Raw genomic sequence first — 20,069 nt, 5'->3', positions numbered from 1 at the left:
TGATAAGTAAAGATAATAGTGTTCACGCTTTCGCGAAAGCGTAATAACCATAACTATAACATAAATAAAACCCGATCCTTTTAAAGATCGGGTTTAAATAGTTACTCGTTTCCCTACTAACTAGTAACCATCACTTAACTCATTTCTTAATTAATTTATTAGTTAAATACTGCCCATTACTAGTCTTAACATGCAACAAATACATCCCTGAAGGTAAGTTTGAAATATCTAAAGTAGATTGGTTTGTTGCAATAAGGAGCTGCCCTGTGAGGTTGAAAAGTTGCGCTGTAGCGATAGTATTGTCTTTCAATTCTATATTCACGCGGTGCGTAGCTGGGTTAGGATAAATGTTTAAAGCAGGACTAGTATTTTCTTCAAGATGAGCAGTAGATGTAGAGCTATAAGCGCCTAAATCCCAATTATTTGAATTTCCACGAGATTGATTAAAGTAATCTGTACTAGGAACTCCTGTAGATGCTAGATTGAAATTACCAATTCCAGCCGCTGCCGAGGTTGAGGTAATTCGGTAATCTCCCATGCTAGGATCTATGAATCCTGGAGAATTATTAATCGTGTTAATAGCGGTACTGCTTAAGTTTGAAAATGCATCTTCATCAATGTTAGTGTCTATCGTAAATGTGCGGTTACCACCAGAAACGCTAAATACAGGTGTACTTATTGCTCCACTGGATCTTGTCTGGGTATTTGCCCAAAAAATGTTATTAAAGGATCTATATTCTGAATCTCCTTGAAGCTTGCTTAGTCTGAAGTGTGGATACCTTGAATTATCATTATGAGTTCCGGTATTTCCTGCTACGGTACAGTTTATTGCGTCAAAGTCAGATTGTACGTTGTTGGAAGCTTCATTACGTAACCATACAATACCAGCAGGGTTATTGGTTTGGGTACTTAGACCTGTATTGTTTTCTTCAAAACTACAGCCTAATAATTCTAATTTATAATTGCCTTGTGTGGTGAACGTATATACAGCGGTTGCAAACCAAGCTCGATTTCTTCTAAAAATACAATTAGAAATAGTGTTTACACCGCTATTAATTCCAGTTATATCATACACTCTAATGGCTGCGCCTGAGCGTTGTGCTGCATTGTTTTCAAAAATACAGTTTGTTACTTTGGTGTCAATAGCAATGGTTAAAGCTGCTCCTTCATTTAGGTTTTGATCAAAAGCATGTCCTCCTGTAAAAGTTATACCGTCAATTGTAACACTAGGTCCACGTACCACGGCTAGTCGCACATTGTTGTCACTTTTTGTTGCTATTCCTGCTCCGTATTGTGGAATTGTAGCGTCATCGTTATTAAAATCTCCAGATATTATAGTAGGATTTGCTACTATATCTCTTTGATTAAGTGTTGTTTCGGTGCCGTTAAATCCACCATATAAGTGTGAATCAGCTTGAATGTTCCAGATATAGAATTTATTAGCATTACTTGGACGAAGGTAAGTGCCGCTTGCTATCCAGATATCCGATCCTGAACCTGCGTTAAAAGCATCTTCTAATTGAGTAAATGCATCGTTCCAGCTACTACCATCATTATTTCCCGAGGCGTTCATATTTACATAAATAGTAGGTCTAGATGGTCCGGCTGTCGAATTGCTCTCGTAAGCTCCACGGTCAATAGAAGAGGCTGCAAATCTACCATTACCTGCTAAATCAATATTTGGAAAACTTGATAGATACAGATTATTGTTACCGCTATTTATCGCTGATGAGTTGTTGCCTAATGTATAATCGTCATTTACAGGATCGGTGAAGTTAGGATTTGAGATAGCGGTAGCTAAGTTTATTCTACTAGTCCCGTTGTTAGATATGTTGGAAAAATTGTTTTCTTCCACATTATTTAAAACCTCGATCAAAGTTGGATTAGCATTATTTTCCGTACGTATGGCTAAAGAGTTTGCCTCGTTATTATAGATAATATTATTATGTAATTTATATTCACCATTATTACCGATACCATCTATTCTTATATGAGCACTTTGTGAATTCTGATTGTCATAAAAATTATCTGTAATAGTACAATTGGTCATAGTAAGGTTATTACTGCCACTAGGTGGTCTAAACCATAGAAGATTTCCAAAACCTCCTGCTGTAAACGAGGTGTTTCTATTATTTGCTATTAAAGTATTCACCATTAAAAGACTTACATCGTCTCTGTCTGAATAAAATGTATTTGCAAACGATGCAAGATTGTTTTGAAACTGACAGTTTATGATTTCTGCAGTTGCACCGGTTTGAGGTCCGCCGATGGATATTGTACCACCTCTTATAGCAATGTTATCTTCAAAAATACAATTACGTATCTTGGTATCTTTCTGAATAATCATAGCACTTCCTTCTCTGCTTGAATTTGATGAACCCAAAGCGGCAGCGTTTTTAAAAATTAAACCGTCATACACGACTCCACTTCCTGCTACCTGACTTAGTCTGTAATTGTTATCCACTTTTGTAGGATTTGAGTAGGAAAGTGTGCCGGTGTCATCACCATTAACATCACCATCGATAATAGTTGGATTTGCTAACCAATCACGTTGGCTTAAGGAGGTTTCATTTCCTATAAATCCACCATATAGTTCTGTTCCGGTTGCGCACGTAATTCTGTCACCAACAGAGGTTCCTGGACTGTATGTTCCAGCCGCAATCCAGATTTCTGTATTAGAACTTGAAGCTGTGGCTGTATTTAAATCAGTATAAGCATCAGTCCAACTAGTTCCGTCATTGGCACCAGTCGCATTTGCATTTACATATACTTGTGCACTTGTAAACATGCTTATTAAAAAAGCAATTAAAAGTAATTGTGTTTTCATGGAATTGATTGATTTTTAATTTTTTACCATACAAAAGTGCTGTTCTCTACTTTTCTATTAAAGATTGCTTTCTGAATTGCAACATCAATTGCTGAATTGCATTAATTAAAAAGCCATCCTTATTTAAGAATGGCTTTTTTATAACTACAAAAATTTATAAGGCTAGAAAATCTCCTTTACAAGACCAAAGAATTCTTCACGTTTATCACGTGAAATAGGAACCAGTTTGTCGTTTTCCATAATTAAGTGACCACCTTCTTTTTTATTAAATTCCTTGATGGCATTAAGGTTTATATAATAGGAGCGATGTGGTTTATAAAATAAACCGCTGGCGTCCATTTGTTCTACAAAGTGTTTGAGTGGTTTGCATATTAACTCTTTAGTGCCATCCTTTAAGAAAAATGTAGTGTACATACCATCTGCTTCTAGGTACATAACATCTTGATGATTTATAAATATAATTCCTCGTGGAACATCTAGTGCGATTTTATTTTGCGACAATTTTTGAAAACTACGTCTTAGCTCCTGAAGGTTGTTGGTCAAATTATTTTGAGAATTGAGCTCTATTGCTTTTTTGATCGCCTGCTGCAACTCTGTAATATCAACAGGTTTCAGTAAGTAATCTACTGCACTTAATTTAAATGCATCAATAGCATATTGGTTGTAAGCCGTTATAAATATGATTTGAAAATTCACCTCTTCAACTTTGAAGAATTCGAGTATTTGTAATCCAGAATATTTGGGCATTTCTATATCTAGAAAGACTAGATCGGGTTGTGTTTCCTTAATTAAAGTACTGCCTGTTTCTAAATCTTCTGCCTGATTTACATTGGTGATTTCTGGACAGTATTCTTCGATAAGAGAAAGGAGTAATTTACGTGCTTTGGGCTCGTCGTCTATGATTATTGCATTCATAATTGTTGTGGTATGGTTATGCAAACCTGCGTACCACAGGACTGCTCATTATCGTCTTTTAAATCTATAATTTTTACACTCAGTTTTGCATGACGTTTGCTATTGAGTAAATCAACACGTTCTTGATTTGCATAGGTAGCAAAACTCTTGTGGTAGCGGTTTTGCTGTTTTTTGAGTTCCTGAGAAGCCTCACGACCTATTCCATTATCGGTTACACATATAATTATGGAATCTGTTGCGTCATCCCATTGAAATACAACGCGTAGTTCACGATTATCTTTTTTATGCAATAGACCATGTTTTAATGAGTTTTCTACATAAGGCTGAATAAAGAGCGGTGGTAGCATCACACGATCTTGATCTAAACGTTCATCCACTTGAAGCGAGTAATCCAGTTTTTCTTCAAACCGTACCTTTTCTAAATCTAGGTATAATTGCATAGCCTGAAGTTCTTCTTTTAAGGGTATTTGGTTTTCACGCGATTGGTCTAGATACATACGTATTAATCTAGAGAATTTGACCAGGTAAGAGCTTGCTAATTTCCGCTCGTTACTCACGATATATTCTTGAATACTATTGAGTGCATTGAAGATAAAATGTGGATTCATTTGCGATCGCAAATTTTCAAGCCGCAAAGTAATGAGCTCATTATCAAGTGCTAGTTGACGTAATTCTTTGTTTTTCTCGCTTTCGCGAAAGCGTAATTTCCTTCTATAATAGAAAATAATAAAGGCCATAATTAGTGTCGCCATGAGTAACCAGAACCAAAGCCTTTGGTAAAAAGGTTGAGTAACGATTAGTTTTAAGCTTTTAATTTTATCGCTACCCAGTTGTCGCAACTCAAAGGTTAATTTACCCAAAGGTAAAGAGGCAAACTGTATGCTATTAGCGCCTTGAGGTTGAGCAGTCCATTCAGTATGATTTTTTATGCGGTATTCAAAATTTCCACTAGTTAAACCTCGCAAACCATTAGCATTATAGAAAATGGTGGTTGGCGTATTTTTATTTTCAATTATATACTTGTCGCTTTTCTCCTGTGTTTTTCCGTCTATCTGAACTTCAGTAAAGTAATAATCAGGAATATAAAGCGGTTTAAATACCTTTTCTTTTTGTATGCTGAATAATTTTAATGGAGTATTCATGTAGAGATAATCTCCATCCATGGTCATATTCACTATTGAAAATGATGGAATACCATCACGTGCATATAAAGTGTTAAAACTGCCGCTAGGTATGTGGTAACGTTGCAATGCATTATCTGTGCATATCCATAAATAATCACCATCTACGGCTAGTGCGTTGATTACTTGTGACGCTAATCCTGCATGAGTACTTATGTGATCTACTACTTTCTCACCATTAATTTTGTAAAGTCCATTTTTAAAACTTCCAGCCCAAACATTTCCACTGTTGTCTTCTATTAAATTGCGTGTAAGTATCGGAAGGTTTTTAAAGGTGATAGGATTTAATTGTAAATCTTTAGTAAGCATGTGTAAGCCTTCTACTGATGCCAGATACGATTGATCACTTTTGACGGTATGAAGCGCAGTGTAACCCCTTATGTTTTGTTGAAAAAGAAACTCGTCTCTTTTGGTAAACTCATTTTCTTTTAGTAAACGAGCGGCGATAAAACCGGCAGATGCATATAATATTGTATCTGTACCTATTAGTGACGCCTTTTTTACAGTGGTTAGTTGGTTTTCAAGTTTGGCGATTTTTCTTGTAGACAGATCATATCTGTAGTTGTATAGTTTCTGGAAAACAAATAGATCTGAGTTTTGTTTATCATATAACAACGTAGAAACTGCGGTAGATGTAGGGAATTTGATGACTTCCATTTCTTCAGTTTTGGAAGATACTATTCCTATATTTCCATTCTCAAAACCTACTGCAACGTGATCATTAGAAAGCTTTTCAATACGTGTAGGCAAAGTAGCTGGAAGTGTGTGCTCACGCACATGAATGTTAGGCACAACTATGAGACCGCTGCGCAAAGTGCTTATCCAAATGTTCTGATCATTGTCGATAAATGTGTCAGTTGTAAAAAAGTCCTGAAGGATAGATTGATTTAGAAGCAAATCGCTCCCGTTGCGCTCACAAATAAGAACACCTTTATTGGTACTAAAAAATAATTGATTATCATGGGCATGAACGGATTGAATTCTAACGTCTTTGAAATCTGCTGGAGTGTTTAGAGAAGTCCATCCATCATTTTCTCTTATAAATACCTTGAGCGATTTACCTAACAATTCTTGAATTAAATACAAGTTACCATTAGGTAAAAAAACGGTTCTTATAGGCTGTGGTCTCAATGCTTCATCATGAAGTGAGCTGGGTAAAAGATATTTGTTTGTAACCTGACTATTTTTAATAATCTTAAAATATTTTCCCACAGGTTGAAAGATGTTTCCATCATGATGAGCGACTAGACCATAGCTAAAATTATTTTGTGGAATATCAGAAACTTTTTTTTCTTTAGTTTTTAAATTAATAGCCACGCGAGATTTAAAGTAACTCACGACAAGTTCTTCCTCATTAGCAACTAGATTACCAAGTGATCCTTTAAATTCTTCATTGACATTTGCAAAAAGCACAAAGTCATCATCTTGTGCATAAAAGATCTGTCCAGATAAGTTCATGCACCAAACTCTATACATTTGATCAACGAATAAATCAAAAACTGATAATCCTACTTGTTCAGGATGTGCATAGGATTGAAAAGTTGTACCATCGTAACGCACCAAACCTTTATTAGTAGCTAGCCATACAAATCCCTTTGCATCTTCCTCCATGGAATAAATCTCGTTACTCGGTAGTCCTTGTGCTTCAGTAATTGATAGCGTTACAGGTTCTTGTGCTTTTACACATATGATGCTAAGCAGGAAACCTACAACTAGTAATAATTTAAAAAAATGGATACTCCTCATCAATTTATAAAAATACGATTAAGTATCTCATGAAAATAAAATCTTGCTCAATCTATGTGCGAGTTGCTCAATGGTAGATTTTTATCAACTAGTTGTAATGGTTTAATGAGTTTGTGAGGTTTTCAAAACAAAAAAACCAGACCTATTTCTAGGTCTGGCTTGATAAGACTAGTTCAAAATTTCTCTAAAAAATAACCAGCTAGTAAAACTTAACTTATTGCTTCACTAATTTTTTAGTTGATGTGTGTCCGTCCATGGTTGTGACTTTCACCAGATATAAACCTGGATGTAAATCTGAGATTTGAATGGTAGATTGGTTGGTAGTTTTTACTAATTGTCCAGCCATACTGTATAATTCCGCTTTCGCGAAAGCATGATTATCCATATCAATAGTAACACGATTTACAGCTGGGTTAGGGTAGAGGTGTACTGAAACTTCTTTAATATTCTCAAGACCAGCTGTAGCGCCAAATTCATATGCTCCCATGTCTACAGTACCATTTGCGATACGATTGTTCCCTAAAAGATCTGAAGTAATTCCTGATGGAATGAGGGAATTATCGCCTGTATCTATTGCAGGAGAACCTGATTGAATAGTGAAGTCATTACCGTTTGGATTTGTAAATAATGGGTCAGCACTACTGGTGTTCGTTAGGAAAGATAAGTTCGAAAAGCTGTCTTCACTGATAGAATTATTAACAATAATAGTATTAGCAGCATTGACATGTCCTTTGTTTACAGCAATACTTAACGCACCAGAATTACCTTGATCATTAAAGTAAAAAATAGAGTTATTAATCGTTGCAGTATGCGTGCTTGCGTTATCATTACGTCTGCTTAACGCTAGCGGTCCTCTTTCTGATCCAGCTTGTGTTCCTTGATCTAGATTATTTGCAAAAGTGCAGTTAGAGATTGTTGTTGTTAGATTAGAACCTGTATCGTTTGCTCTAATCCACATGGCACTTCCAGTAAATCCTCTGTCATTATTACTTACATTGTACGTTCTGTTTTTTACAAATAGAGAATTAGTTACATCTAGTGTTACGGTCCTATTTGCATTTGTAAGAAAGTACATTCCACTTCCATAACGGCTTAAATTATCGTCAAACACGCAGTTTTCAATCGTCATGTTAGTATCTACGTTAAAATAGGTTCTTATCGCACCACCGGTTAATCCAAAGTTTTGAAAGAACGTACAGTTTCTAAGAACTAAATTCTCTGATTGTCCGCCTACATTAATCGCACCACCATAAGCATTTGTGCCGCTTCCGTTGGCGTGACCATATCGAATGTCAAATCCATCAATGGTGATATTATCTGCTTGATTGATGATCATCACATGATAATTGTTATCGCCTCGCGTACCTGTTCCATGACCAGCATCATCTCCATTGATATCACCAGATAGAATAGTGGGATTTGCAGCAATGTCACGTTGGGAAACACTCGTTTCTGTACCATTAAAACCACCATAGATTTTTAAATTATCAAGATCAATGTTATAAGCATCTGTACGACTAGAACCTGGTGTGTAGGTGCCTGCCGCAACCCATATTTCTGATGTGGCACTTGAGGCATTTCCAATTGCTATTTGAAGATCATTAATAGCATTAGCCCAGCTATCGCCACTACCATTCCCGTTTGCATTTGCGTCTACATAGTATCTAGGAAGTGGTGGTGATACTGTGTATTGCTGCATAGATAATCTACCGCTATCTTGGTATAAAACATACATATTTCCATCTACAGGGTTCATTTCCATCGTTGCAAAAAAACCAGATGCACTAGTCGATATAGAAGGAGCTGTGATTGTGTTCCATGTATCATTTGCAGGGTTGTAGTTTTCAAAGCTTAATTGATTAGATGCATTGTCATACATTAAATAGTGTCTTAAATTAGTATTACTAATTCCTAAATGAACGATGCTACTTGAAAGTTGAGTAGCGTTTGTAGGTTGGGACATGGCTCCTGTTGAACGACCAGTATTTATACTATTATCGGTGATGTTGTAAGCCGCAGCAAAGTATTCAGTCCCATTTCTGTATCCAGATATAATGCTGTAATCTTTGGATCCATTAACAAGTATAGATGTCTGTATTTGTGTACTAATTTCTTGACCTATTAAACGTCCAGATCTATCTGCCATTACATAGTCGTTTTCATTAAACATGTCAATATACATCTGATTTGCGGCAAGATTTGTCGTCAATGAAGTCCAAGTCCCGTTTGTCTGTTTAGTATAAATAATAGCTCTTCTATCTGATCCTCCAGCGCTAATTACACCAGTCACTCTAGGAACTCCATTGCTGTCAAAATTTAAGAATATCCCACGAGTAAAGAAATTCCCTCCTACGTTTACCCCTTCTGTTATCCAACCTGTCCCGTTATATCTTAATACGTCTACACTACTCGCTGCTCCAGAGGCTTCCGTTTTTAATGCGACCCATGGTTCACCTGTTACTGGATTGATCGTAATATCCACATTGTTATAATTTTCAGTAGATACTACCGCACCTAATTGCACCCAACTTGTACCATTGTATTGCATCACATAAATATCTGTATTTGATGGATCTTCATATACGACATAAGGATTACCGCTGGCGTCAAAGGTGAACTCTGCAAGGCTAGCAAATTGCGTGGAGAATTGCGTGTTCCCTACCTGGCTCCATTGAGCCGATGCGGTAAGGCAAAGAATAAAACTTATTATTAATAGTAATTTTGATTTCATAATACTTATAATTTATTGGTTAGCACAAATATTAGCTTAACCAACTGATTATAAGTGTAGTTACTGCTGCATGGGGTTTTTAAGTTTATGAAATATCGGTTTGAGTTTATAAAGCACGTACAAGACTTAAAAAGTCTTCTTTACGATCATTTGATATAGGAACACTAAGTGTATTGCTTAATGTGATGAAACCGCCGTCACTACGAGAATATTCAACGATATGTTGAATATTAATAAAGTAAGATCTATGGCATTTAAAGAAATAGGTGACATTTTTAAGTAGTTCAGTAAAATGTTTTAAAGGTTTACTTACTAGTATTTTACTGCCATCTATTAGGTAAGTTTCTGTATACATACCGCTTGCCTTAAAAGCCACAATTTCTTTAAATTCGACGAACTTGATTCCATTGCTATACGGTAATCCTATTTTACTAAAATTATCTTTTTTTAGACTAGTCTTTAACTCTTCTAGACGCTTATGGATATTTGAATTTGTAAGATAATTAAGTGCTTTGTCTACTGCGTTAGAAACGACTGCGGCAGTGACTGGTTTTAGTAAATAGTCGATAGCTGCTAGCTGAAATGCCTTAATTGCATATTCACTATAGGCTGTGGTGAAAATAATTTCGAAATTATAGGAATCTTTATCTATAAAATCTAATATTTCAATTCCTGAATGTTCTGGCATTTCAATATCAAGAAAAACCAATCTAGGATTATGCTCTTTGATCAATTCTATGCCAGATAAAAGATTTTCAGCTTGAAAAATTTCAGTGATTTTAGGACAATTTTCATCAATCAGTATTTTAAGAACGTTTCTTGATTTACGCTCGTCATCTATGATTATTGCTTTCATTCTTTACTTTTTAAAATAGGGTATGGTAAGCGTTACCTTTGTCCCAGATGCATTTTTATCTTCATCATATAAGTCGACAGTACTTACTCCAATTTTTTGTTCTTTACCGTAATTGAGTAGCTCTAACCTAATTTCTGTGGCTTGTGTGGCAAAAGACTGATGATTGTCTAATCTGTTCTTTTTAAGCTGTGCAGCTTTTTCACGTCCTATACCATTATCAACAATAATGCATTCAATTTTGTTGTTCACTTCTTGTATCGTAATTGTTAACTTTCTATCCTCTTTTTTATGCAATAAACCATGCTTTAAAGCATTTTCAACATAGGGTTGTACAATCATAGTAGGTATATGATATAATTCCTGATTTACGGCTTTATCAACAGTTATATTGTATTTAAAACTATCTTCAAAACGAACTTCTTCTAATTCTAAATATATATTTAAACAATCAATTTCTTCCCTTATACTTATTAGTCCTTTGTCACTATGATGCAAATATTTACGCATTAATCCTGCAAATTTCCCAAGATAATCGCTAGCTAAATTTTTCTGGTTTAGAATAATATATTCTTGTATTGAGTTCAATGCGTTGAATATAAAATGAGGATCCATTTGAGCTTTAAGGGCTTTCAATTCAGATTGCCTGTATTGCATTTCTAGTGCGAGTCTTTTCTGGGTCTCTTTGAGTTCCATAGTAATCAGTTCGGCTTTTTTCTTTTCGCGAAAGCGACTGTATAAGAAAATTCCTGATAGAATCAATAGTCCAGCTATAATTGCAGTCCCAATGAATAGTTTTTGATTTCTATCTCTTTCAAGTGCATTAAGTTGCGCAGTTTTTAGAGCAGCTTCTTTTTCTCTTTCTGTTTTTTCAGTTTCGTATTTTATTTGATATTCTTTTATTGCCTTTGTTTTTTCAATTGATAAAATACTATCTTGAATAGCATATTTCAATTGAAGCGCTTCCATTGCCTCAGTGTAGTTCTTGTCTTTTAAACTTATTTGAGTTTTTAAATCATAAGCATCTTTCAAATTTTTATAGAGTTCTTGGTCTTTAAAAATTTCAATGGCTTTGTCGATGGATGCAATAGCGCTGCTGGTATTTTCCAGTCCCAAATAGGCCTTGGCCAGACTTTGATAGCTATAGGCAACATTGACGGTTTGTCCCATTTGTTGGAAGGATTTTAAAGCTGGAAGTAGGTATTCTAAAGCCTTATTAAAATTTCTTCTTTCAATCTCAATTCCTCCTAGTGAAGCGTTAGCTATATTTATTCCTGTCTGAAAGTTATTATGTTCTGCAATTGATCTGGCAGCAAGATAATTTTCAATTGTTTTGTCAACTTTATTTAGCGCTGAGTAGGTGTTTGCTAGATAAAAATGATTTGAAGCTTTTAAGTTTGAGTTTGGCTCATTACTGAGTAGTTCATTGTTTTCTTCTAGTATTTCTCTAGCCTTTTCTAACTCGTTAAGATCAATGTATATCCTAGCAAGATTTTGATTTGCATATATGATGCCTTCATCATCATTTAGTTTTGCTTGGATGATTTTGGCTTGATTAATGGCGTCAACAGCTTTGTCATATTCACCTTTTCTAACGAATAAAGATGAAAAATTTGTGTAGGTATTTGCTAGACCTTGTTGATACTCAATTTTTTCGGAAATTTTCAGTGCTAGTAGTAAAATGGAATCAGCTTTTTCTAAATCTTCTGTTACATACTTTGCAGAAAGTTTATTTAGTAATTCAACCTTTACACTATCTTCCTTAGTATAATTTAATGTTGCTTGATAGCTGCTATCGATAAACTTTTCATTAATAGTTGGATTTTGAGAAAAACTTAGTTGTCCTGATGTTAGAAAGAGAAGGATGTAAAATATTGGTCTTAATTTCACCTTTTAAGATTTAAAATTTAAATATACCCTAACTAAACGAATTGTTATATGAAGACTTTATAGAGGTATTGTAATTTGTAATGAAAGGTGTCTTTCAATGTATGAAGCAGTCCTAAGGCAGTGAAAAAGGCTATTGGATTTGTTATTATTATAAAGCTTTAGTCGTTAGAATTTACTAAAAATACTAAAGGCTATTTATTAAGTGCTAAGTCCCAATTCCTTCCCTTTCTGTAACATCCACTCTCGTGCAGCTTCATATTCATTAGGGATTTTACCATCTAGTATGGCATCTTTAATACTTGCTTTAATCATTCCAATTTCTCGACAAGGTTTGAGGTTAAAGGTTTTCATAATTTCCTCGCCACTTACAGGTGGTTGGAAATTGCGTATACGATCGCGTTCTTCTACTTCGACAATTTTGGTACGTACTTTCCTGAAGTTATTATGATAACGCTGGAATCTCTTTGGATTCTTAGTTGTGATATCTGCCTCACATAGAGTCATTAAATCCTCTATATGATCACCTGCATCATGAACTAGCCTGCGCACAGCGCTATCGGTTGCGCTTTCATCTATAACAGCTATAGGTCTTGAACTCATGCGAACCATTTTTTGTACAAATTTCATTTTGTCATTCAATGGCATTTTAAGGCGTTTGAAAAGGTGATATACCATTTTTGAGCCTTTGAACTCATGCCCATGAAATGTCCAACCTACTTTTTTAGAAAACCTCTTTGTAGGAGCTTTGCCTATATCATGAAGTAATGCAGACCAGCGTAACCAAAGATCATCGGTGTTTTTAGAAATATTATCTACTACCTCTAGAGTGTGATAAAAGTTGTCTTTATGTGTTTGACCTTCAACTTCTTCAATGCCTTTTAAGGCAGTCAATTCTGGAAGAAAACGCTCAAGTAATTTACTTTTTTCTAATAGTAAGAAACCATAAGAGGGAACATCACAAAGCATGATTTTGTGAACTTCGGTCACGATACGTTCTTGAGAAATGATGTCTAATCTTTCTGCGTTTTGTTTGATACTATCAAAAGATTTTTCTTCAATTTTGAAATCTAGTTGACTTGCAAAACGTATTGCACGCAGCATTCTTAAAGGATCGTCGCTGTAAGTGATGTCTGGATCTAATGGAGTACGTATTAATCTGTTTTCTAGATCTTGTATACCATTGAAAGGATCAATCAGGCGACCGTAGTTATTATCATTGAGAGAAAACGCCATGGCGTTTATAGTAAAGTCCCTGCGGTTTTGATCGTCTTTTAATGTGCCATTTTCTACGAATGGTTTACGGCTATTACGGTCATAGCTTTCCTTGCGTGCTCCAACAAATTCTAACTCAAGATCTCCTGTTTTGAGCATGGCCGTGCCAAAATTTTTAAAAACAGTCACTTTTGGACTGTCTTCTAAGAGACTGGCTACCTTTTTAGCTAGTTCTATACCGCTACCTACAGTTACGATGTCAATATCTTTTTTTTGACCTCTTTTTAAAAAGTAATCCCGCACAAATCCACCTATAACATAAGTTTCAAGCTGTAGTAATTCACTAGCTTGATTAATGACCTTGAATATAGGATGCTCAAGTGCTTTTAAATAGTGAGTTTGCGACATTACTTTCTAATAATTTTAAAGGTACCGTTATTAGAGATTTTTATAATTGATGTAGGTTGGTGGCGTTGTCGTTGTTTATTCGATCCTTTTTGAGCTTCTTTTTCAAGTGGGTGAACTTCAATTTTTTCTGTAGTATCTTCAATGGAAATAATTGAATCAACTTGATCGATTAAAGATTGAGAAATATCTTCCAATTTTTCTGGCATGTTACCTTTTAGAAAATTGGAAGAAGCGATCAACAACGGGCTGCGTAGTTTGCTTGTAACTAATGCTGTGAATCTATCGTAGGTTATTTTAAAAGGAGTACTGTTGTCGTCTAGTATAAGAGCTGGCGCTATGTTTTTTGGTTTATCTAGGACTAGTGTAACAGGTCTTTTACTAGTGTCTATGATATTCCAAGCAGGATCAGGCACTTGTTCTACATAACGCTCGAGTACATGATCTTTATCTATAAGAACTTCATAAAAAATAGCCTCATCACTAGTTACTAATCCTAGAGTTTTTTCAACCGCTTCTATGTCTTGTGCATCACAGCATAAATAATAATAACCGTCCATAGGAAGAATAAGGGTATGACCTTTTTTTAAATGATCAACTGTTTTATCTATGGTTTCTTTAGGAACTCTAGGTCGATTATCAGGCTTTTTCTTTTTCATGTTCAAATCACATTTTATCTAGCGAACATCCCTTTCATGTATTGAAAAGAGTGTCAATTTTATGAGAGCAATTAGTCCAGGTATGCTCTAAAACTGTATTTCTAATATTGCCTTTGAGGTTATAGGCTTCTTCAATTAAAGGAATTACCTCTTTATAGGAGGCGTTAATATCAAATATGAACCCATTTTCTCCATGCGTAATTATATCAGTAGAAAATCCCGTGTTTGAAGCTACAGGAACACAATTTGACATCATAGCTTCTAACAAAGGTACTGGTCCACCTTCTAAAATTGAAGGTGACAAAAATACATCCATCTTATCGTAAAATTCAGGAAATTTTTCATAATCCATATCTTTAAGATAGGTGAAATTAGGAAGAGCCGATAACTCATCAAATTTTGTATATCGCTCCCAATTACTACCTAATAGGAGGAACTCTCTTTGAGGCATATTTTTTACTATATCAAATATTAAATCTGGATTTTTACGTATTTGAAATCCAGAGCATAATCCCACAACTCCTTTACCTGTACGCTCATGTGGATAGAATGTTTTTTCACTGGTAGCAATATGAATTACCTTAAGTATTTCTGGTCTTACCCCATCCTCGATCAACATTTTCTTAATGTTGGAATTCAAGCATATAACATAATCTGCTTGATTCAAACCCCAAACCACATGTGTTTTTGAGTATTTTTTACTCCAGCTAGGATGGGTGAACATCACAATATTCTTTTTAAAAATGATGTTTGGTTTGCGTCGCAAACTGCGGCAAAAATGGTTTTGATAGATGTGGTAATAGCCATCAGTATCTGGAATTCCTTTGATCTTATCATTCCAGTGAACTCTGGCGTCAAGTTGAGAATGTTGTGATAGTCTGCGAACTTTAGCTCCAAATATCCATGTTTTATCCTTTTCTCGGGCAATGTAAGTAACAGTGTGCACTGCACCTTTTTTATAATTTTTGGATTTGAAAAGAGTCAATATTATTGAAACAATATATTTCCATTTATGGGCAAATAGGAAATACATACGTTCTTTAAAATCGTTTTGTTGGTTTTTCATTTTTAATTTATTGAGCAGGCTTTAACACGTTTTGATATAATTCAAGCGTCTTTTGAGCCATTATCTTAGAATCATATTTTTCTTTTACTAATTGAAAGTTTTGATCGAGCATTTTTGCAAAGGCACTTTTATTGCCTATCACGTGATTCAAATGTTCAATTAATTTAATACTATCGCCTACTGGTGCTATAAAACCATTTACGCCATTTGAAATTACTTCAGGAATACCACCTGCCATAGTACTTACGATTAAGGTCTGGTAATACATGGACTCATAAATAACCTGTGGTAATCCTTCACTTTTTGAGGTAATGAAGGATATATCGGCTTGTTTAAGGTAAACGGCAGCATTTTCTTGTTCATGCAAAAAGGAAACTCTTTTTTCAAGTCCTTTACTTTCAACAGCCTCTAGAATGGGTATGGAATGTTCAGTATGTCTACCAATTTGAACAAAATGCACGTCCTCACGATCTTTAAAGTATTCTACACACTTTATAAATAATGGTAAGTCTTTTGGTTTAGTATGATTTGCAATATGTAAAACTAGGGTGACGTCTTTTGGAATATTTAAGGATTCTCTTAAATTAATTTTAGGCTCGAATGTATCTAATTTATCTAGATTAGAACCATTGTAAATCGTGACAATCTTATTTGAGTTAACGATTGAATTTTGGCTTACCTTTTTCACTTCATTAGATACACAAATCACTCTTTTAAAAATGGGATGATTGTATTTATAAAGAGTTTTTTTACGGTTTTTGATAGGAAAACTAGTTTTCTTACTCATTACCGTTTTAGGTAACTTAAAAAAGTACGAGGCTAGTATGACCAAAAACATAGCAACGGGATCGTGCACATGTATAATGTCAATTTTCTTCTTTTTACAGAATTTACCAAAGCTTAAAAAGAACAACGGATCAACTTTTAACCTTAATTTCTTCTCAACCACTGGACTATTGAGTTCCTTAAGTTCTGTGCCTAATTGACTTCCTAACGGACAAAACACGGTGCTTTCATGCCCCATATTATTCAGTTCAGTAGTCAAATTAATGATGTGATTTTCGCCACCACCACGACTCATCATTCCAGAAAGATGAACTACACGTAAGACTGTTTTACTCATGTATTGATATTATTGTTTGTAGTGAGTAATGGTAAGACATGATGACCGGTTGCTATAAATAAAATTCAAAGATATGATTTAAACTAGACCTTTCTGTAACTTTTAGATATCCATCTAGCTTTGTTAGCAGGTGGATATGTCGTTTCTTTGTCTACCATTGTGATACTATATGTTTAAAGAGAGGTTTTTTTCTAGTTCGCTTTCGCGAAAGCGAATACAACATTTACTAGAGTTGTTTTACGGTTCTGAAAATAGATTAGGAGATCCACGTAATACTATAAAGGTAATTGAATGGAAAGATGAAAAGTACGTCGTAAAATCCTTTAAGAAACCAAACTTTATCAATCAGTTTGTTTACAGATTTATTAGAAAATCAAAGGCAAGAAGATCCTACGAAAATGCGGTTTATTTAACTGAAAAAGGAATAGGAACCCCACAACCAGTGGCTTATCTAGAAAAACTAGGGATTTTTACTTTAAAGGATAGTTATTACATATGTTATTATGGGGAACATGACTTTACTTTTAGAGAACTTATTAATGATGATTCACTTCAAGATAAAGAACAAATTCTCAAGGAGTTTGCCTCTTTTATGTATGAAATGCATGAGGCCGGTATTTATTTCCTAGATCATTCTCCTGGGAATACCTTGATTAAGAAAACTTCGCAAGGGTATACTTTTAGTCTGGTTGATTTAAACAGAATGAAATTTTTTGACATACCTTATAGTATGAGATTGAAGAATTTTGAGCGATTATCGCCCAAAAAATGGATGTATGATATAATGGGTAAGGAGTATGCTAAATTATCTAATAAGGATGCTCAACATGCTATTGAATCCATGTGGGAAAGTGTGCAAAAATTTCAAGATAAATTTCACCGTAAAAAAAGATTTAAAAAGAAATTAAAAGGACTGTTTAAATCATGAAATTAAAGGAATTACCAGGTTCAATACTAGAAGCGTTCAGATTGCGCAGTACGAGTGTAGCAAATCTTATAAAGAATCAGGAGCAAGTCATTCCTGCTATTGTAAGTTTAACTAGTATCCCTAGCAGATTAAGTACACTTGATCTTACCATACGTAGTATGATGAGACAAAAATATGCTCCTGAAAAAGTGGTGCTGTGGTTGCATGATGATTTAAAGAATAGCTTACCTAAAAAACTAGCCAAATTACAAGGTCCTTTTTTTCAAATTGAATACGTACCCTACACGTTTTCTCATCGTAAACTAATCCACAGTCTAAAGAAATTTCCAGAAAAAATCATTATTACTTGTGATGACGATGTGATGTATCAAGATGATACAATCAAAAAGTTATGGGACTTTCATTTAAAATATCCCGATAATATAATTGGTAATCGATGTCGTAAAATGACATATGAGAATAATAGGGTAAATAGCTATTCACAGTGGCCTTTTATACATGATATAAAAGAACAAAGTATTCACAATATGCCTGTAGGTGCATTTTGTGTTTTATATCCTTCTAATTCTTTACATGAGGATGTTCATAATGTGACCTTGTTTAATGAATTAGCTCCAAAGGCCGATGATCTTTGGTTTAAGGCGATGGCCTTAAAAAATGGAGTTCTTTCTTTACAAAATGAAAATTATCCTGATATACCTATTCCTATAGCGAGGACTCAAAAGGTGGCCCTTAAAAAAGAAAATAAAGGAAAGGATTTTAATAGAGTTCAATGGCAGCGAATTTGCGATTATTACAATTGGAACCCAACCGCAATAGAAACTCTTATTTGATTACTTAATCCCTCGTCTGAGTAACCATAATTTTACGTATCGCATAAAAATCATATAACTGCGCAAATAAGCAATCGTAAATCCTACAAATCCGTCAAGAAAACCTTTTTGAACAAAAAAGTGCTTGAAAAAGCCCCACATAGGTTTAATGACTATGTGGTATGCGGTAATTTTGCCTACTTTTTTATCAAAATCTTTAGCTTGCAAATCAGCGTAGCGTTGTAATTTCTTAACATGGTGATCCATACTCACATATTTATAATGTAAGAATCTGTTTTCCAGTTTTCCTACTGGACCATCAGCAATTATTTCAGAATGAACGTGTTTGTCTTTATACTTACACTTAGATTTCTTAAATAATCGTATTACCTTGTCATTTTTCCAGCCACTGTAACGTACTTGTTTACCCATGAAGAAATTACGTCTACCAATCCAATAACCAACATAATGAGCTGTATCGAGAGTAGGGTATAGGTTCAAAATTTCTTCTTTCAATGCTGGTGTAACTCTTTCATCAGAATCCACTAAAAGTATCCATTCATGTTTTGCTTGAGGAATAGCCCAGTTTTTTTGACTAGCGCTGTGCTCGTAATTACGAGTCAGTAATTTGGTGAAATAAGGTTTTGCTAGTTCTACCGTATTATCGGTACTGTTTGAATCTACTAAAATGACTTCATCGCAAAAATCAACAGATTTAAGGACATCAACAATGTTGTGTTCTTCGTTAAAAGCTGGAATGATTGCAGTGATATTATATTTGGTCATAAGTGGATATAAACATAATAGTTCTTCAGCAAAAATAAACTTACTGATTAGATAACCACTAGATATGCTTAAATTTGTTTAGATTTTGAAAGAAAACTAGAACTATGTCTTCAAACCCGACAATTTCTGTCATTATAAGTACTTACAATTCGATACCCTGGTTAGAAAAGACCTTATGGAGTTATGAGCAACAAATCTTTAGGGATTTTGAAGTAGTTATAGCAGATGATGGTTCTAGGGATGATACAAAAGAATTCATTGAAAACTATGCTCAAGATTCACGATATCCTATAATACACGTGTGGCACGAGGATAATGGATTCCAAAAAAGTCAAATATTAAATAAGGCCATATTGGCTTGTAATGCAAATTACGTTGTAATGAGCGACGGTGATTGTATTGCTCGTGAGGATTTTCTTCAAATCCATTATGAACGTAGGGAACCTGGTTATTTTTTGAGTGGTGGTTACTATAAGTTGCCTCTAGATATTTCTCAAGCCATTACGAAAGATGACATTTACACGCAACGATGTTTTGATGTAGAGTGGTTGAAGGAACGAGGTTTACCAGCATCCTACAAGAATCAAAAGCTTACAGCTGGTTTTGTTACGGCTAAGGTTATGGAAAATTTGACTCCGACTAATGCTAGCTGGAACGGTCACAACAGTAGTGGTTGGTTAGAAGATATAAAGAAGGTCAATGGATTTGACGAGCGCATGCAATACGGTGGTCAAGATAGAGAGTTAGGAGAACGTTTATTCAACCTAGGAATAAAGTCAAAACAAATACGTTACAGCGCAATTTGTTTACATCTTGATCATGCACGAGGTTATAAAAATCAAGAATCTATCGATAAAAACAAGGCTATAAGAAAGTCTACTCGTGATGAAAAGAAATCCTTTACTCCATTTGGGATAAATAAAGAATAAGGATTT

At 34.7% G+C, this 20,069-nt stretch carries 14 protein-coding genes; 3 read left to right on the top strand and 11 right to left on the bottom strand.

What is annotated here, in order from left to right:
- Positions 1-139: 139 nt before the first annotated feature.
- The 10 genes from BST91_RS08780 to BST91_RS08735 all read right to left on the bottom strand — a co-directional run bounded on the left by BST91_RS08780 (position 140) and on the right by BST91_RS08735 (position 16,608).
- Positions 140-2,827, bottom strand: a complete 2,688-nt coding sequence (locus BST91_RS08780; protein WP_085775176.1) for a T9SS type A sorting domain-containing protein — start codon at positions 2,825-2,827, stop codon at positions 140-142.
- A gap of 162 nt (positions 2,828-2,989) precedes the next feature.
- Positions 2,990-3,742, bottom strand: coding sequence for a LytR/AlgR family response regulator transcription factor (locus BST91_RS08775; protein WP_085775175.1), 753 nt, complete (start codon positions 3,740-3,742; stop codon positions 2,990-2,992).
- Complete coding sequence (locus BST91_RS08770) at positions 3,739-6,669, bottom strand: sensor histidine kinase (RefSeq protein WP_085775174.1); 2,931 nt, start codon at positions 6,667-6,669, stop codon at positions 3,739-3,741. The genes BST91_RS08775 and BST91_RS08770 overlap by 4 nt, the downstream gene beginning before the upstream one ends.
- A gap of 214 nt (positions 6,670-6,883) precedes the next feature.
- On the bottom strand, positions 6,884-9,400 hold the full coding sequence (locus BST91_RS08765; protein ID WP_085775173.1) for a T9SS type A sorting domain-containing protein: 2,517 nt from the start codon (positions 9,398-9,400) through the stop codon (positions 6,884-6,886).
- A gap of 106 nt (positions 9,401-9,506) precedes the next feature.
- Positions 9,507-10,256, bottom strand: a complete 750-nt coding sequence (locus BST91_RS08760; protein ID WP_085775172.1) for a LytR/AlgR family response regulator transcription factor — start codon at positions 10,254-10,256, stop codon at positions 9,507-9,509.
- Between the two features lie 3 nt (positions 10,257-10,259).
- Positions 10,260-12,143: a tetratricopeptide repeat-containing sensor histidine kinase gene (locus BST91_RS08755; RefSeq protein WP_085775171.1), complete on the bottom strand. Its 1,884-nt coding sequence runs from the start codon at positions 12,141-12,143 to the stop codon at positions 10,260-10,262.
- Positions 12,144-12,341: 198 nt separating this feature from the next.
- Positions 12,342-13,763 (bottom strand): CCA tRNA nucleotidyltransferase, encoded by a 1,422-nt coding sequence (locus BST91_RS08750; RefSeq protein WP_085775170.1) that lies wholly within the window; start codon positions 13,761-13,763, stop codon positions 12,342-12,344.
- A complete protein-coding gene (locus BST91_RS08745) occupies positions 13,763-14,419 on the bottom strand; it encodes a Sua5/YciO/YrdC/YwlC family protein (protein WP_085775169.1) in 657 nt (218 codons plus the stop codon). Before BST91_RS08745 ends, BST91_RS08750 begins: the two co-directional genes overlap by 1 nt.
- 34 nt (positions 14,420-14,453) lie before the next feature.
- Complete coding sequence (locus BST91_RS08740; RefSeq protein ID WP_085775168.1) at positions 14,454-15,485, bottom strand: glycosyltransferase family 4 protein; 1,032 nt, start codon at positions 15,483-15,485, stop codon at positions 14,454-14,456.
- 7 nt (positions 15,486-15,492) lie between these two features.
- Entirely contained in the window at positions 15,493-16,608 is a 1,116-nt protein-coding gene (locus BST91_RS08735) for a glycosyltransferase family 4 protein (protein ID WP_085775167.1), read from the bottom strand.
- A gap of 169 nt (positions 16,609-16,777) precedes the next feature.
- Between BST91_RS08735 and BST91_RS08730 the strand changes: the two genes are divergently transcribed.
- On the top strand, positions 16,778-17,536 hold the full coding sequence (locus BST91_RS08730) for a lipopolysaccharide kinase InaA family protein (protein ID WP_085775166.1): 759 nt from the start codon (positions 16,778-16,780) through the stop codon (positions 17,534-17,536).
- Complete coding sequence (locus BST91_RS08725) at positions 17,533-18,369, top strand: glycosyl transferase (protein ID WP_244895596.1); 837 nt, start codon at positions 17,533-17,535, stop codon at positions 18,367-18,369. Before BST91_RS08730 ends, BST91_RS08725 begins: the two co-directional genes overlap by 4 nt.
- Here BST91_RS08725 and BST91_RS08720 read toward each other — a convergent pair whose 3' ends face one another.
- Complete coding sequence (locus tag BST91_RS08720) at positions 18,370-19,134, bottom strand: glycosyltransferase family 2 protein (RefSeq protein WP_085775165.1); 765 nt, start codon at positions 19,132-19,134, stop codon at positions 18,370-18,372. It abuts the gene before it with no gap.
- A 104-nt stretch (positions 19,135-19,238) separates the two neighbouring features.
- Between BST91_RS08720 and BST91_RS08715 the strand changes: the two genes are divergently transcribed.
- A complete protein-coding gene (locus BST91_RS08715; RefSeq protein WP_085775164.1) occupies positions 19,239-20,063 on the top strand; it encodes a glycosyltransferase family 2 protein in 825 nt (274 codons plus the stop codon).
- Positions 20,064-20,069: the final 6 nt, after the last annotated feature.

The sequence above is a fragment of the Nonlabens tegetincola genome, assembly GCF_002117085.1.
Taxonomy (GTDB): domain Bacteria; phylum Bacteroidota; class Bacteroidia; order Flavobacteriales; family Flavobacteriaceae; genus Nonlabens; species Nonlabens tegetincola.
This window is presented reverse-complemented; position numbering and strand designations above follow the sequence as displayed.

Coding starts and splice junctions, on each gene's coding strand:
- BST91_RS08780 (WP_085775176.1), bottom strand. CDS start 2,827: ATGAAAACACAATTACTTTTAATTGCTTTTTTAATAAGCATGTTTACA.
- BST91_RS08775 (WP_085775175.1), bottom strand. CDS start 3,742: ATGAATGCAATAATCATAGACGACGAGCCCAAAGCACGTAAATTACTC.
- BST91_RS08770 (WP_085775174.1), bottom strand. CDS start 6,669: ATGAGGAGTATCCATTTTTTTAAATTATTACTAGTTGTAGGTTTCCTG.
- BST91_RS08765 (WP_085775173.1), bottom strand. CDS start 9,400: ATGAAATCAAAATTACTATTAATAATAAGTTTTATTCTTTGCCTTACC.
- BST91_RS08760 (WP_085775172.1), bottom strand. CDS start 10,256: ATGAAAGCAATAATCATAGATGACGAGCGTAAATCAAGAAACGTTCTT.
- BST91_RS08750 (WP_085775170.1), bottom strand. CDS start 13,763: ATGTCGCAAACTCACTATTTAAAAGCACTTGAGCATCCTATATTCAAG.
- BST91_RS08745 (WP_085775169.1), bottom strand. CDS start 14,419: ATGAAAAAGAAAAAGCCTGATAATCGACCTAGAGTTCCTAAAGAAACC.
- BST91_RS08740 (WP_085775168.1), bottom strand. CDS start 15,485: ATGAAAAACCAACAAAACGATTTTAAAGAACGTATGTATTTCCTATTT.
- BST91_RS08735 (WP_085775167.1), bottom strand. CDS start 16,608: ATGAGTAAAACAGTCTTACGTGTAGTTCATCTTTCTGGAATGATGAGT.
- BST91_RS08730 (WP_085775166.1), top strand. CDS start 16,778: ATGTTTAAAGAGAGGTTTTTTTCTAGTTCGCTTTCGCGAAAGCGAATA.
- BST91_RS08725 (WP_244895596.1), top strand. CDS start 17,533: ATGAAATTAAAGGAATTACCAGGTTCAATACTAGAAGCGTTCAGATTG.
- BST91_RS08720 (WP_085775165.1), bottom strand. CDS start 19,134: ATGACCAAATATAATATCACTGCAATCATTCCAGCTTTTAACGAAGAA.
- BST91_RS08715 (WP_085775164.1), top strand. CDS start 19,239: ATGTCTTCAAACCCGACAATTTCTGTCATTATAAGTACTTACAATTCG.